Genomic DNA, 14,492 nt, shown 5'->3' on the forward strand with positions numbered 1-14,492 from the left:
ATGAAGCGAGCTTGAGCTCCCGGTTCTGGGCTTCTAAGCCGTCCGGCCCGACAGTGGCCCGCAATAGGCGCTCACCCGGCGGCTGATGGAGGCGTTTCTGCAATATGGCGAAGTCCTCGTGTGTTGCTCCGTACTTCGCCACAGGCGCTAAGCCGACCGCTCAGGACGACCGGACCAAAGGTTCATTCGGCAGCTTTTTCCTGACGCGCTGATGCCCCCCCTCGTCCCGAGCCAGCGCGGCCAGACGGTAGAAGCCATGCGCCATCTTGGAATAGGGCGTCACCAAGAAAAAGGTCAGGACCGCGCCGAGGTGGAGCGGAAGCAGCCAAACCACCGCCACTGTCCCGGTGGCAGCGTAAAGCACCAGCCCGGTAGCGCTGACCGTGAAAAGCAGCAGCACGAAGGCCATTTCACCGCCCCAGGCCGCCGGTGCGCCAAGCTGCGGGTCGGCCTTCAGCTTCAGTGCTGCCAGGCCAGCGGTGCCGATGCAGAGCAGCACACCGCCCGGAAGGCCCAGCATCTTGGGCGGGGTGATGAGTCCATAGGGCGCTTCCCATCCCAACAAGTAGTGCATCAGCGTACCGCTCGCGGTGGAGGCAAAACAGAGCAAGAAGCCGTAGAGCACCGCGTGATGCAGAAGGCGGCGGGCCTGGGTGAAGCGGTCCTCGTCCTCGAAATTGCAACCATCACCGTGGCCGCCCTTCAGGTTCGTCATCCGGCCGGCGGAGCGCACGGCGGCGGAAAGGTCTCGTAGGCGGAGCCTGCCGCCGCCAACCGTCCGCCAGTAGCTGCGAAGGGAGACCGCGATGGCGGCGAACGGTAGCAGGAAGGCCGGCGTGAAAATCGCCACCATCAGCCCGTGCGATATGTAGGCATAGAAGCCCTCCCCGCTCTCTGGCCGCATGGCCTGCGCCAGCACGAAGATCAGCGCAAATCCCCATACCAGCCCGGAGGCCATCAGCACGCCGGAACGGTCGAAGAGATCGGCGAAGACGCGCGGCCAGGCATGGGCTTTCCAACTGTCCTGACGCACTTCGGCCAGTGCTTTCGGCAGGTTCAGGTCGAACTCGTGCGGGGCGGTGTATTGGCAAGCATAGTAACAGCCCCGGCAGTTGTGGCAGAGGTTGGCCAGTTGGGTGAGGTCTCCATCGGAGAACGCGCGTTCGCGGTGGAGCGCCGGGAAGACCGAGCAATAGCCTTCGCAGTAGCGGCAGGCGTTGCAGATTTCGGCCTGACGGCGGGCTTCCTGAAGCAGATCAGTTTGCATGGGCGGCGGCCTCCTTGCCTGCAATGCGTCCGAAGACGGTGCCGATGGTCATGCCGAACCCGGCAAGATAGCCCTGGCCAAGGATTGAACCCGCCATGGTCTCGCCCGCGGCCCAGAGGTTGGCGATGGGCTTGCCGTTTGCGTGGCACTGGGCGTTCTCGTCCACCTTGAGCCCGAGGTAGGTGAAGGTGACGCCGGTGCGCAGGCTGTAGCCATAGAAGGGCGGCTCGGTGATCGGGCGGGCCCAGTTGGTCTTGGGTGGCGTGAGGCCGGTGGTCGATACACCGTCCAGTTCCGTAGGGTGAAAGCCCGAGGTCTCGCCGCAGGCCGCGTTGAAGGTGTCGACCGTCTGGCGGAGCTGGTCGGGCGGCAGGTCCATCTTTGCCGCGAGCTCTTCCAAGGTGTCTGCCTTGATAGGCGGAAAGACCGATGGCATGAACAGTTCCAGCGACTTGGCGTCGATGATGACATAGCCCACCTGATCGGGCTGTGCCGCCACCAGACGGCCCCAGATGGCATAGCGCTTGGGCCAGACGTCTTCGCCCTCGTCGTAGAAGCGGTCTCCGTCGCGGTTCACGACGATCGAGAACGGCACGCAGTCCAGTCGCGTGACGATGCCGCCGTCGAACTTTGGCGCGCGGCCGTCTATGGCGACGGCGTGGCATTGCGTCGGGTCGCCGACTTGCTCGACGCCCTGGTCCAGCAGATCGGCCAGCACCACGCCTCGATTGTAGGGCGTGCCGCGGATCAGGAAGTTCTTTGCTGCCGGGCCCCAGGCGCGAGCCAGCCAGTCGGTGTCGGCCTGAAATCCGCCCGAGGCGACGACGACGGATTTCGGCGCGATGCGATGGCTTTCGCCGTTTTGCGTGTAGTCGACGTGAACGATCCGGTCGCCGTTCAGTTCAAGATGCGTCACGGCGGCTTCGTATTCGACCTCGACGCCGAGCACCTCTGCCGTCCGGTAGTAGGCGTTTACGAGCGCCTTGCCGCCGCCAAGGAAGAACGCATTCGTGCGCGCCAGCGACAGCGTGCCGGAGAGCGAGGGCTGGAAGCGGACGCCATGCGCTTCCATCCACGGCAGACACTCTTCCGAGGTGCGGATGGCGAGGCGGGCGAGGTGTTCGTCGGTCTTGCCGCCTGTGACCTTCATCAGGTCGCCGAGGTATTCCTCTTCACTGTAGGTCTCGACCAGCGGACCGAGAGGGCCGGAGTGCATGCAGCGGAAGTTCCGGGTGTGGCGTGAGTTACCGCCGCGATAGGGTTTCGGTGCGGTTTCGAGGATCAGCACGCGGGCACCGGCCTCGGCAGCTGTGATGGCGGCGCAGAGCGCGGCATTGCCGCCGCCGATGACGACGATGTCAGGGTTACGCTGTTTCATGAGGTCCTTAGCTTTCTTCGCCGCGGTCACGTTCGCGCAGGGCGCGGATGCGCAGACGCTGCGAGGCTTCGATATGGGCGCGCATGGCGGCTTCGGCCTCGGCCCCGTCACGGGATTTCAGCGCGGCGAGGATGCGGCGGTGTTCGACAAGCGCGTCTTCGGCGCGGGCGGCGTCCGACAGCATGGTCGGGCCAAGGATCATCAGGGCTTTCTGCAACGACATCATCGACTTGGCGAGGAAACGGTTCTTGGCGGCATCGAGCAGCGTGGCGTGGAAGATGCGGTTGAGACGGGCCGCCTCGGGCGTTGTGCCGGCCTCGGCCATACGGTCGTTGAGTGCGGAGAGTTCATCTATTTCCACGTCCGAGGCGGCCCGTGCCGCCAGCCGTGCCGCGGTCCCTTCGAGTACCGCGCGCATTTCGTAGAGCTCCATCACCTCGGCATAGTCCAGCTTGCGCAGGGTGGCGCCGTGGCGGGGGACGTGGGCGACCAGTCCGTCGGCCTCGAGCTGCCTGATCGCCTCGCGCACGGGCGTGCGGCTGACGCCGAGCCGTTCCGCAACTTCAGTCTCGCGCAGGCGGTCGCCGGGTAGCAGGCGGCCTTCGCGGATCTCGTCGAGAAGCCGGTGGTAGGAGGCATTGCCTTGCGGTCCGGGCTGCTGGTCGGGGATGTCGGTCATGTCGGGCTCTTGCGTTTTGTATCCAAGTGTATACAAAAGGACACATCACGTGTCAACGCCGTCTTTGAAGCGGCTGCGGAGGCCTCCTTGCCCGACGTTTCAACCCCTCTCTCGCCCTTGCAGCGGCGCCTTCTGACGCTGGTTCTTGCCGGGCTGGGCACCGGGGCCTTCTGGCTCACCGGTCTGCCGTTGCCGTTCCTTTTCGGGCCGATGACCGCCTGCCTGATCGCGGCGCTGGCGCATGTGCCGATCAAGGGTTTCGGCGAAGTCTCGAACGGCGCGCGCACCATTCTGGGCGTTGCGGTCGGCGCGTCGATCACCCCGGCGTTGTTCGAGGCATTGCCGCGCATGATGGCCTCGGTCGCGCTGATCCCGGTGTTCATCGCGGTGATCGGGTTGGTCGGCGTGCCGTTCTTTCGCCGCGTCTGGGGGTTCGACGCTCCGACGGCCTATTACGCGGCCATGCCGGGCGGGCTGCAGGACATGGTGATTTTCGGCACAGAGGCGGGCGGTGACCCGCGCGCGCTGTCGCTGATCCACGCGACGCGGGTGCTGATCATCGTGACGCTGGCGCCGATCTTCCTGACCTTTGCCTATGGCGCGGAACTGACTAATCCCATCGGTGCGCCCGCGACGGAGCTTTCGATGGCGGAACTGGCGCTGATGGTCGCGGCGGCCTGGATCGGCTGGAAGGGCGGGGAGCGGATCGGGCTGTTCGGGGCATCGATCCTCGGGCCGCTGATCGTGACGGCGGTGCTGTCGCTGGCGGGCTTTATCCACGCCCGCCCCCCGCGCGAGGCGATCCTGGCCGCGCAATTCTTCATCGGCTGCGGCATCGGGGTGCATTTCCTCGGTGTGACATGGCGTGAACTGAGCCGCGTCGTGGCCGCCGGAGTGGCCTATGTCGTCTTGCTGGCCTTGCTGGCGGCGGGCTTCACCGCCTTTGCCACGAGCCTGGGGCTGGCCGGGCCGGTCGAGACCTTTCTGGCCTTCGCGCCGGGCGGGCAGGCCGAGATGACGGTGCTCGCCATCGTCTCTGGCGCGGACCTGGGGTTCGTCATCACCCATCACCTGACACGGATCGTACTGGTGATCGTCGGCGCGCCGATCGTGGCGGGGATCATCCGGCGGGGCGCCAGATCTCGGGATTGATCATGTGGATCGGTTTGCCGGCGGCATAGGCGTTGATCTGCTCGAAGATGTCGGTGAATTGCAGGTCGAACTCGTCCTCGGTGACAAAGCCGATATGGGGCGTGCAGATCAGGTTGGGGTGCTGGAGCAGCGGATCGGTAGGGTCGGTCAGCGGTTCCTGGTCGAAGACGTCGATGGCGGCCATGCCAGGGCGGCCGTTGTTGAGCGCGTCAAGCAACGCGCCGGGCGCGATAATGCCGGCACGAGAGGTGTTGACGAAGAGCGCGCGGGGTTTCATCTGCGCGAGATCCTCGGCGGTGACGATGCCCTTGGTCGCGGGCTTCATCCGGACGTGCAGGGAGACCACGTCGCTCTCTGCAAAGAAGGCTACGCGGCTGTCGGCCACCGTCTCGCCATCGGCTTCGGCGCGCGCGCGACCGTCTTCTGAGGCCCACCAGACAACGTTCATGCCGAACGCGCGGGCGTAGTCCGCGACTGCACCAGCGATCCGGCCATAACCGTACAGCCCCAGCGTCCGCCCGCGCAGCGTCTTGCCGACGCCCATTTGCCAGTGCCCGGCCTTAACCGAGGCCATCTGCTGCGGGATCTGACGCATAGCGGCGAGGATCAGGCCGAAGGTCAGTTCGGCGGCGGCATAGGAGGGTGTATCGGAGTGCATGTTGGAGCAAAGCAGCACACCCCGGTCGGTGCAGGCCGGCACGTCGACATGCGGATAGACGCTGCGTTGCGAGATCAGCCGAAGGTTCGGCAGCCGCTCCAGCAGACCGCGCGTCACCTTGGTGCGCTCGCGGAACAGCACCAGCGCCTCGGCGTCCAGCAACCGGTCGGCCAGCGCGGCTTCGTCCGCGACGTGATCGGTCCAGGCCGTGACGTCATGACCGTCGAGCAGCCAGAAACAGGGCAAGCCACGCAGGGTGTCGAACCAGTCGTCGAGAATGTGGACTTTCATCGGCCTTCCACCCCTGCGCCGGGGGTCAGCGTGCGCGGGGTGGCCACGAAGACTTCGTGCTCCAGCGCGTTCAGGGCGTTTCGCAGCCGCGTCCGGGTGGCCAGCAGGTGGGTATACTGCGCGTCACAGCCCGCGATAGGGCCGGGATAGGCGGCAAGGTCGTGCTGAACCTCGTCCAGGGCGCGGCGCAGGTGGTGTGCGGCTAGCTCGATGTCGGAAAGGGCGGTCATGGCGTCACCTGATTGCGGTATACCACAGCATACATCAGGCGCGCGCCAGATCAAACCCGTCCGAGTCAGCCTTGGGCCGACAACGCCTTCAAGGCCTTACTGACCCGTTGGTGCAGGTCTGTCAGGGTCCGCTGGTCGCCTTCGTGGGCTTCCAGCTGCCGGGCCAGATCGGCGCGGAGCGCTTCGAGGCTGCGGATCGCGGCGCGGAGTTTTTCGTATTCGGGCATTGGTCTTTCCTCAATGCGACAGGAGAACAGGAATGCGGATGTCGCGCAGGACATGAGCGGTCACGCCGCCGAGGAAGTCCTCGCGGAACTTGGAATGCTCGTAGGCGCCCATTACCAAGAGCGACGGATCGTTGCGGCGGCAATAGGCGAGGATGGTCTCGGCGACGGGATGGGTTTCGGGGAAATCCTCGTGCACCGCTTCGACGTCGTGGCGGGATAGGTGGGTCATCAGGTCCTCGACTGGCCATCCGGCGCGTTTGCCGACGGTCAGCACGCTGACCTTGCCTTGGGCTTCGAGCAGGCGAAGGCTGTCCGACAGGGCGCGCGCCGCCGAACGGCAGCCATCCCAGGCAAGCGCCGCATGGCTGTGGCGCACTCCTGCGTCGTGGCCTTCGGGCACCACGATCACCGGCCGGCCCGAGAGCAGCGCGATACGGTCGGGGTGGACGGTGACATGCTCGTCGTCCTCGTCCATGTGCCGCCCGACGATGATTGCGTCGTAGTACCGCGCGGCCTCGGAGAGCGTGGTGTCGACGCGGCCGGTGATCTCGCGAAATGTCAGGGCGTCGCCGAGGTCCAGTTCCGGGCGCAGGGTCTCGAAGGCGTTTTCGATGTCCTTGACAATGCTGCCATTGGCCTCGGCCAGCAGGGCGCGGGCCTCTTTCGGGATCCAGCGGGAGGAACGGTCGATCACGTCGTGACCGCTGTGCGCCAAGAGCGCAGTGACATGCGCCTTTCGGGCCTTGGCCAGTGCCGCGGCATAGCGCAATGCGGCGGCGGAGGCCTCGGAGCCGTTGAAGGCGACGAGCAGGTTCATCACGGGCATGTCAGCGGCCCTCCCAGATATGCGCGGGCACATAGACGCGGCCATCCGCCAGCTTACGCGCGGTGCGCAGGAGACCGGCCGAGTTCAGGCTGAACCCGTTATTTTTTTCGAAATCGACTAGCACTTCGATGGTGCCGGAGGGGTGTTCCAGCACGACGTTGGCGGGGCTCTCGGTGGGGCGGTCAAGCAGCCCGTCGGCGATGGTGCCGGGTGTGAGCGCACAGGAGGCCATGCATTGGCTGCCGGTGACGGCCATGCTGGGGTGCGTGTCCCACGGCATGAAATAGCGCGCAGCGATGGTGCTGCCTCCGCGGGCCGGTGCAAAGAGGCCGAACTTGGGCGTCACCGATTTCGACACATCGCCCATGCCCATCCGTTTGCCTGCCTCGAGGCGGATAGCCTCCATGCGAGCGAAGAAGGCTCTGTTTTCGTTCAGGTCCGCCACGGTCTCATTTCCGGTCAGGCCGAAGTCGGCGGCGCGGGCGATGACCATGGGCATGGCGACGTCCATGCAGGTGACTTCGATGCCGTCGATTTCGTCGCGCAGGTTGCCCGAAGGCAGGAAGGCCCCGGTCGAGGAGCCTACGACCCCCATGAAGTTCAATGCGATCGGCGCGGCGGTGCCGGGCACCCCAGCGATCTCGGTGTCGCCATCGTAGGTCAGTGCGCCACTTGGGGTCTGCACCTTCGCCACAACTCGCGCACCGGTGTTGACGGCGCGGATCTTTACCTCCGTTTCATCGTCGGAGGGCGTGACCAGGCCCATCTCGATGGCAGCTGGGCCGACGCCGGAGAGGATGTTGCCGCAGGTCGGCTTGAAATCCACCAGCCGGTCCAGCACCGAGACCTGGGCGAAGAAATAGTCGACGTCGGCCCACTCGTCCTCCGAGGGCGAAAGCATGGCGACCTTGGTGGTCACCGCCACGCCGCCGCCTATGCCGTCGATGTTGATCGGGTGGCCCGAGCCGACGGCGGCGATCAGCACCTCGGCCAGGGTTTCCAAATCCTCGGGCAGGTCGGCGCGGTTGAAGTAGGGCCCGCGCGAGGTGCCGCCGCGCATGAAGACGAAGGGGATGCCGGTCTGTGTCATCTCACCCTCACTTCAGCGGCCAGGGCAGGTCGACCACGTCCTGCAACAGTCCCGGCGGGAAGTCGCGGTTCAGCGCGGCCGCCATGGCGCACATGAAGGCGATGCCGCAGGCGGTCAGGATCAGCGTCTTGGTCCATGAGGCCCCGGCGCGCACCCGAAGGAAGGCGACCATGAAGCCCACCAGCGCGAGGATGAAGCCCACGAAGTACGTGCCCACGATCAACGAAGCGAACCAGCCCAGCGTCGGCCAGAGGCCATAGGGCGCATCGGCGTCCTCGCCCGCAACCTCTTTGTCGGCAAAGATCACGTCGGTCTCGGGCCGCATCATCATCTGTGCCAGCATGATCAGGCAGCAGGCCAGTGCGACGCCACCGACGACCAGCGGCACGATCTTGTCGGTCAGGTTGAAGTCGGGGATCATGTAGGCGTTGATCAGCGCTGTCACCAGATAGGCGACGATGGCCAGAAGGAAGATTGTCGGCGCACGCTTCGACCCAGACTGCACATTGCCTTCGGCCATGATGGTCTTGGCCTGGCGGATGCCGAGCACGACAGAGACCACGGTGACGATGATCAGCACGATCACGATGGGCGAGAAGATGTAGTCCATGCCCTCTTCGAAGGACTTGCGGAAGCGGAACGACGCTATCTGGAACGCCTGGTTGGAGAACTTCTCGACCGGGTTGGACAGCACGAAGCCGATCAGGAAGGCCGGACGCGACCAGTCGAAGCGGCGCAGGAATACGCCGATCAACCCGATCACGAAGAGCGCCAGCAGGTCCTCGAAGTTCTGCCCCGACTGGAACGCCGCGAAGGAAATCAGCATGAACAGGAACGGTGCGAGGTAGGTGAAGCGGATCGTGGTCAGCTTGGCGATGCCGCCCGAGGCCGCGATGCACAGGAGCGTGCCGACGACGTTCGCCAGCGCCAGCAGCCAGACGATGGAATAGGTGATGTCGAGGTTGTCGCGCAGCATGGCCGGGCCGACCTCGATATCGCCGGAGCCCAGCAGCGCGATGGCGCCGATGAAGATCGCCATGGAGCCGGAACCGGGGATGCCGAACAGAAGAGTCGGAACCAGCCCGCCACCCTCCTTGGCGTTATTCGAGCTTTCCGGCCCGATGACGCCCCGGATCTCGCCCTTGCCGAATTGCCACTTGTCCTTGGTGGTCTGCACCGCGTGGCCATAGGCGATCCAGTCGACGACCGAGCCGCCGAGACCGGGAATGACGCCGACCAGCACGCCGATAATCGAACAACGCACCGAGAGCCACTTGTTGGCCACCCAGTCGCGCACGCCCTCGCCCCAGCCGGAGCCGAGCTTGGCGTCCTTGGCGATGGAGCGGTCTTGCCGCAGAAGCGAGACGATTTCGGGCACTGCGAAGATGCCGAGGCCGACGATCACCAGCGCGAGACCGTCGGTGAGGTAGGGGATGTCATAGGTCGCCATGCGCAGGCTGCCGCCCGCGTCAGCCTCGCCGATGGTGCCAATCATCAGGCCGAGGCCTGCGGCAGCGAGGCCCTTCAGCGCGACACGCCCCGCCAGAACGGCCACCATCGAGAGGCCCAGAATGGTGATCATCAGCATCTCGGGCAGGCCGAAGGCCAGCACGATGGGTCGGGCGATCAAGATGAAGACGGTCAGGAACATCGCGCCCACCAGCCCGCCGAAGAGCGACGAGGTGAAGGCGGCCGAAAGCGCCCGCGCCGCCTGGCCCTTCTTGGCCAGCGGGAAGCCGTCGAGCACGGTGGCCTGCGATGCCGACGATCCCGGGATGCCCATCAGAACGCTGGCAAACGTGTCCGAGGTCGGAACCACCGCCACCATGCCGATCATCAGCGCGAGGCCAAGGACCGGGTCCATGCCGAACATGAAGGGCAGCAGGAGCGACAGGCCGGCGATACCGCCCAGGCCGGGAAAGACGCCGACGCAAAGGCCCATGACGACCCCCAGCACCAGGTAGCCGAGGACGACAGGTTGCAGGATGAGGGCCCATGCGTCGCCAAGGGCGGGCAGGGCGGTGGCGAACGTATCCATCGCACCGGCTTTCTGACTGAGGGAAAACGAAATTGGTCCGGGGGAACGCGCCCCCGGACCGATCACTGCTCAGGCGTTACTTCAGCGAAACGCCATATGCCTCTTGCAGCCAGTTGGTCACGAAGGTCTTCGCCTCTTCCGACACGGTAGTGCCTTCCTTGGTGGCGCGCTCGGCGCCTTCGCCTACGAAGACCGGGTACTTGCCGACCTGTTGCGCGGCGCGTTCCTTGAAGTCGGGTGCGCTGCGCACGGCGTCGAAGGCCGCGACATAGGCGTCGCGCACGTCATCCGGAGTGCCATTGGGCAGGAAGGCGATCTTCTGGACCGGGAAACCGGCGATGAAGAAGGCTTTCCAGGCGTCCCACTGCTCGCCGCTGGTTTCGCAGCCCTCGGTGGCTTCGCAGACTTCCTTGAACGACGGGATGTCGGGGAAGGTCGGGTCGCGGACGATGTTGCCGTCCTCGTCCAGCGCGCCCCAGGTCATCATCGGCACGGCAGTGCCGGCATCGACGAGGTCCTGCGCGGCGCCGAGATAGGCAGAGGAGGTCTGGTAGTCGATGGTGGCCTCGCCACGCTCAAACATCAGGCGGCCATCGCCACGGCCCTTGATGCCGAACACCGGCTCGACGTTCATGCCCAGCATCTCCCAGGCCAGCAGCGGCACGAGGTCAAGGCGGGTGGCGCCCTGCGAGCCGTAGATGAAGTCGATGTCTTTCAGGTTGTTGGCGGAGCCGTCGAATTTCTTGCCGTCCTCGGCGTTCAGGTAGGCGACGCCGCCGGTGCCCGAGGCCATGACCGGCACCCAGTCGCTGTATTCATAGCGCACGCGCGGATCGCCCAGCAGGTAGGGGAATTGGGTCGAGCCGGAGGTGCCGAACATCACGGTGCCGTCCTCGTGTGCCTGCTCCTGGAACCAGTTGGCGCCCTTGGTCGAGCCTGCACCCGGCATGAACTTCACGACAACAGTCGGCTGGCCCGGCAGTTGCTCGCTGAGCAGCGGCGCGAAGAAGTTGGCCCACTTGGCCGAGCCGCCGGTTTCCGAGAACGGAATGATCCACTCGATGGTCTCGCCCGAGAAGTCGACTTCGGCGGACGCGGAGGTCGCGGCAAGAAGCGCGGCAGCGGCAACGGTGGATGCGAGTGTACGTGAAAACATGTGTGTCCTCCCTGGACGGTCTTGATCGCTTTGGGGTCTCCCGCCCGGTGCGATCGGCATTTCCTTCACGAGGGGAGCGATTCCCCTCATCCGATGTGCCCAAGATGCCGTTCCAAGCTTGCGCCAAACTTGCGCAACGTGACAAAGTTTTAACCATGCGAATTGCCGTCATCGAAGACAACGTGGAACTAGCGCATGGGATCGCCTATCGCCTGCAGGACCGCGGGCATTCGGTCGACGTATTGCATGACGGCGCAGAGGCCGACCTGTTCCTGGCCCGCGAAGGTGCGGACCTTTTAGTGCTGGACATCAACCTGCCGGGTATGTCGGGGCTGGACGTGTTGCGCGCCTTGCGGCTTAGGGGTGACGGGATGCCGGTAATCCTGCTGACTGCGCGCTCCGAAACCCAGGAGCGGGTGGCGGGGCTCGATGCAGGGGCCGACGACTACCTGACCAAGCCCTTCGAGATGGACGAGCTCGAGGCGCGGCTGCGGGCGCTGTCACGCCGCAAGAACCTGGAGTTTTCGGCGCAGGATTCCATCGGCCCGCTCGTCTTTGACCGCACCAGCCGCCAGCTCATGCACGACGGCGCGCCGCTGGAAATCCCCCGCAAGGAAATTGCCACGCTGGAATGCCTGTTCGAGCGCCGTGGCAGGATCGTGTCGAAGGCGCAGCTGATGGCGCATGTCTACGGCACCGGTGCCGAGCACGACGACAGCGCCATCGAGCCGCATGTCTCGCGTCTACGCAAGCGACTCGAGGGCTACGGCATCAAGATCAAAACAGCCCGCGGGCTGGGCTACATGCTGGACATCGGCGGCGCATGACCGCCACCTCGACTTCGCTGCGCACGCGGCTTTTCGTGACGATCCTCGCGCCATTACTGGTGGTCTCGGTGCTGCTGGGCATATGGCGTTATCACGCGGCGCAGGCCACTGCCGAGGCGCTGTTCGACCGGGGGCTTCTCTCCGCCGCTCTCGCCATCGCCCGCGACGTGGCGATCTCCGAGGGCGATGCGCTGTCGCCCCGCACCCGCGCGCTGATCTCGGACGCGGGAGGCGGCGAGGTGTTCTATCACGTGACCGGCCCCGGCGGCATCTATGTCACCGGCTACGCCTATCCGCCCCGGTCCGCCGAACCGATGAGCGAACGCGGGCCGCTCTACCTCATGGCCGAATACCGCGGCGAGGAGGTGCGTGTACTGCGGATGTCCGAGCGGACCACCATCGGCAACCTCACCGGCGAAACCGTGGTGACCGTCTGGCAGCGGTTGAGCGACCGCGCCGCTTGGGCCGCGCAGCTGGCGTGGCGCGCGGCGGCGCTGATCGCGGTGCTAATGGCGACTCTGGCCGTTGTCGTCTGGTTCGGCGTCGAACTGGGCCTGCGCCCCCTGCGCGACCTTCTGGACGCCATCGACCGCCGCTCCCCCGATGACTTGAGCCAGATCCGACGCCCCGTCCCTACCGAGCTTTCCAACATCGTCGCCACGCTGAACCGCCTGTTTGCACAGGTCGAACGCAGCCTCGAGGCGCACCAAGCTTTCATCTCGGACGCCGCGCACCAGTTGCGCAATCCGGCGGCGGCGCTGCTGTCGCTGGCCGAAACCCTGCCTGACGTACAGGCCCCCGAAGAGCGGCGTCGGCGCGAACAGGAGCTGATCACCGCCGCGCGCAAGTCGGCTCGGCTGGCCAATCAGCTGCTGTCTCTGGAGCGGCTGCGCTACGACAGCCCGGCCGCCGCCGAGCCTTTCGATCTGAACGAGGTCGCCGAACAGGTCGGCACCGATATGGCTCCCGATCTGCTCCACCGCGACATTGCCTTTTCCTTCGACCGCAGCCCTGCCCCCCTTCCCGTCGCGGGCGACCCGGTCCTGATCGGCGAAGCCATTCGCAACCTGATCCACAACGCCCTGCGCCACGGCGGACCCGGGCTGACGGAAATCCGCGTCGAGACCGCCCGCACCGACGACCAGGCAAGCCTCACGGTCGCCGACAACGGCCGCGGTCTGCGCCCCGAGGACGTCTCGGTGGCATTCCGTCGCTTCGGGCAACTCGACCCCGGCTCCGGCAGCGGCCTCGGCCTGCCCATCGTGAAGGAGGTTGCACGGCTCCACGGCGGCGACATCCGTGTGGAGCCCTCCGAGACTGGCGCGACGCTCAGGTTTCACCTGCCGATCCGGCACCAGGAAGCCCCCTGAGGGGAAACTCTCGGCCTACCTGTCCGGCACCGGTCCGGTGGTTTCGCGGATCACCAGTTCAGCCGAGATCTCGGAGACCGTCTTGGGCATGTCCGGCTCGCGAATTCGGTCCAGCAGGACCTGCGCCAACTTCCGCCCCAGCTTCTGCGGTGAAACCGCCATGGTGGTCAGCGCCGGGGTGGCCAGCGCCGCGTCGGCGATGTCATCGAAACCCACGACCGAGAGATCCCGCCCCGGCGTCAGCCCCGCCTTCTGAAGCCCGAGACAGGCGCCGAGCGCCACCATGTCGCCGTTGCAGACGACCGCCGTCACCTCGGGGTGCGCACGGCGCAATTCGCTCAGCGCCTGCATCCCGGCCAGTTTGGTATCGACCGATGGCCAGATGATCGGCTCTCCCAGATCGCGCGCCTTCATGGCACGCTCATAGCCCACGATCCTGCGCTGACGCACCACGGTCATTTCGGTGCCGCCAAGATAGGCGATGTGCCGATGACCGAGGTCGGCGAGGTGGTTGGTGGCCGTGTCGGTGGCCACCGCGTTGCGAATGCCCACATGATCGTAACTGTCACCAGCCGGGCGCAGGAAGGTCACCGTCGGGGTCGCCTGCACGCGCAGTAGCTCGAAGGTGGCGGGCGGCGTGTCCTGCGCCGGAACCCAGAGAAGCCCGCCACGGCCATTGCGGATGAAGGCCTCCAGCTGACGCCCCTGCCGCTCGGCATCGTCGCGGGTGTCGAGGATCGACACCAGGTATCCCTCGGCCTCCAACAGATCGACGGCGCCCGAGACGACCTCGGCGTTGAACGGGTTGGCGAACTGGTTGATGACGAAGCCGATCTCGCGGTTTTCGCCCGACCGCATAGAGGCGGCGCGGCTGTCGGGGACATAGTGCAGTTTCTCGGCGGCCTTCAGCACCTTTTCACGAGTCTTCTCGGAAATCCGGCCGGTGCCACGCATGACCTGGCTGACGGTCGGAATCGACACGCCGGCTTCCTTGGCAACGCTGCTCAGGGTGGGTTTGGCGGGCATGTTCCTCGAAGATAGATACATCGTTCTATCTTTTATCTGGCTCGATCCGGTCGCCAAGGCAAGAGAATTCCGAATGTTTGCAATCACTCTGCATTGCGGCGAGAAAACACCATTTGACAGAAGGTATATCGTTATATCATTGTGGTTGCATTGCAGGGGGTGAGTCGCGGGGCATCTGCACCGCTCAACCTTCGCGCGATGGCTGGCCAGGTCCGGGGCGCAAGACCCGGACCGGCCGTATGACAAGGGACCGACAAGGAGGTCGGGTCCGATAGCC

At 65.6% G+C, this 14,492-nt stretch carries 15 protein-coding genes; 4 read left to right on the forward strand and 11 right to left on the reverse strand.

Annotation, left to right across the window (positions count from 1 at the left end; translation table 11 throughout):
- Positions 1 to 160: 160 nt before the first annotated feature.
- The 3 genes from tcuB to AC04PT_RS15025 are packed head-to-tail and all read right to left on the reverse strand — an operon-like array spanning position 161 to position 3,324.
- Positions 161 to 1,267 carry a tricarballylate utilization 4Fe-4S protein TcuB gene (gene tcuB / locus AC04PT_RS15015; RefSeq protein WP_482874533.1) on the reverse strand — a complete coding sequence of 369 codons (1,107 nt, stop codon included), beginning with the start codon at positions 1,265 to 1,267 and terminating at the stop codon, positions 161 to 163.
- Entirely contained in the window at positions 1,257 to 2,645 is a 1,389-nt protein-coding gene (gene tcuA / locus AC04PT_RS15020) for an FAD-dependent tricarballylate dehydrogenase TcuA (protein ID WP_482874534.1), read from the reverse strand. The genes tcuB and tcuA overlap by 11 nt, the downstream gene beginning before the upstream one ends.
- 7 nt (positions 2,646 to 2,652) lie before the next feature.
- Positions 2,653 to 3,324 (reverse strand): GntR family transcriptional regulator, encoded by a 672-nt coding sequence (locus tag AC04PT_RS15025; RefSeq protein WP_482874535.1) that lies wholly within the window; start codon positions 3,322 to 3,324, stop codon positions 2,653 to 2,655.
- Positions 3,325 to 3,441: 117 nt separating this feature from the next.
- On the opposite strand from AC04PT_RS15025, the gene AC04PT_RS15030 reads away from it, so the two are divergent.
- Positions 3,442 to 4,476 carry an AbrB family transcriptional regulator gene (locus AC04PT_RS15030; RefSeq protein WP_482874536.1) on the forward strand — a complete coding sequence of 345 codons (1,035 nt, stop codon included), beginning with the start codon at positions 3,442 to 3,444 and terminating at the stop codon, positions 4,474 to 4,476.
- Here AC04PT_RS15030 and AC04PT_RS15035 read toward each other — a convergent pair.
- The 7 genes from AC04PT_RS15035 to AC04PT_RS15065 form a co-directional block, all read right to left on the reverse strand.
- On the reverse strand, positions 4,445 to 5,425 hold the full coding sequence (locus tag AC04PT_RS15035; protein ID WP_482874537.1) for a D-2-hydroxyacid dehydrogenase family protein: 981 nt from the start codon (positions 5,423 to 5,425) through the stop codon (positions 4,445 to 4,447). The two genes, AC04PT_RS15030 and AC04PT_RS15035, sit on opposite strands and share 32 nt — an antisense overlap.
- Positions 5,422 to 5,655 carry a hypothetical protein gene (locus AC04PT_RS15040; protein ID WP_482874538.1) on the reverse strand — a complete coding sequence of 78 codons (234 nt, stop codon included), beginning with the start codon at positions 5,653 to 5,655 and terminating at the stop codon, positions 5,422 to 5,424. The genes AC04PT_RS15035 and AC04PT_RS15040 overlap by 4 nt, the downstream gene beginning before the upstream one ends.
- A 65-nt stretch (positions 5,656 to 5,720) precedes the next feature.
- Positions 5,721 to 5,882, reverse strand: coding sequence for a hypothetical protein (locus AC04PT_RS15045; protein ID WP_482874539.1), 162 nt, complete (start codon positions 5,880 to 5,882; stop codon positions 5,721 to 5,723).
- Positions 5,883 to 5,892: 10 nt separating this feature from the next.
- Positions 5,893 to 6,708, reverse strand: a complete 816-nt coding sequence (locus tag AC04PT_RS15050) for a universal stress protein (RefSeq protein ID WP_482874540.1) — start codon at positions 6,706 to 6,708, stop codon at positions 5,893 to 5,895.
- A gap of 1 nt (position 6,709) precedes the next feature.
- Entirely contained in the window at positions 6,710 to 7,798 is a 1,089-nt protein-coding gene (locus tag AC04PT_RS15055; protein WP_482874541.1) for a 4-oxalomesaconate tautomerase, read from the reverse strand.
- Positions 7,799 to 7,805: 7 nt separating this feature from the next.
- Entirely contained in the window at positions 7,806 to 9,836 is a 2,031-nt protein-coding gene (locus AC04PT_RS15060; RefSeq protein ID WP_482874542.1) for a tripartite tricarboxylate transporter permease, read from the reverse strand.
- Between the two features lie 76 nt (positions 9,837 to 9,912).
- Positions 9,913 to 10,992: a tricarboxylate transporter gene (locus tag AC04PT_RS15065; protein WP_482874543.1), complete on the reverse strand. Its 1,080-nt coding sequence runs from the start codon at positions 10,990 to 10,992 to the stop codon at positions 9,913 to 9,915.
- A gap of 155 nt (positions 10,993 to 11,147) precedes the next feature.
- Here AC04PT_RS15065 and AC04PT_RS15070 point away from each other — a divergent pair, with 155 nt between their 5' ends.
- Complete coding sequence (locus AC04PT_RS15070) at positions 11,148 to 11,819, forward strand: response regulator transcription factor (protein ID WP_482874544.1); 672 nt, start codon at positions 11,148 to 11,150, stop codon at positions 11,817 to 11,819.
- Complete coding sequence (locus AC04PT_RS15075) at positions 11,816 to 13,189, forward strand: sensor histidine kinase (protein WP_482874545.1); 1,374 nt, start codon at positions 11,816 to 11,818, stop codon at positions 13,187 to 13,189. Before AC04PT_RS15070 ends, AC04PT_RS15075 begins: the two co-directional genes overlap by 4 nt.
- A gap of 15 nt (positions 13,190 to 13,204) precedes the next feature.
- On the opposite strand, the gene AC04PT_RS15080 is transcribed toward AC04PT_RS15075, so the two are convergent.
- Positions 13,205 to 14,170: a LacI family DNA-binding transcriptional regulator gene (locus AC04PT_RS15080; protein WP_482874546.1), complete on the reverse strand. Its 966-nt coding sequence runs from the start codon at positions 14,168 to 14,170 to the stop codon at positions 13,205 to 13,207.
- Between AC04PT_RS15080 and AC04PT_RS15085 the strand changes: the two genes are divergently transcribed.
- A complete protein-coding gene (locus AC04PT_RS15085) occupies positions 14,142 to 14,378 on the forward strand; it encodes a hypothetical protein (protein ID WP_482874547.1) in 237 nt (78 codons plus the stop codon). The two genes, AC04PT_RS15080 and AC04PT_RS15085, sit on opposite strands and share 29 nt — an antisense overlap.
- The last annotated feature ends 114 nt before the right edge of the window (positions 14,379 to 14,492 follow it).

The organism is Litorisediminivivens sp. KMU-197 (assembly GCF_056858395.1).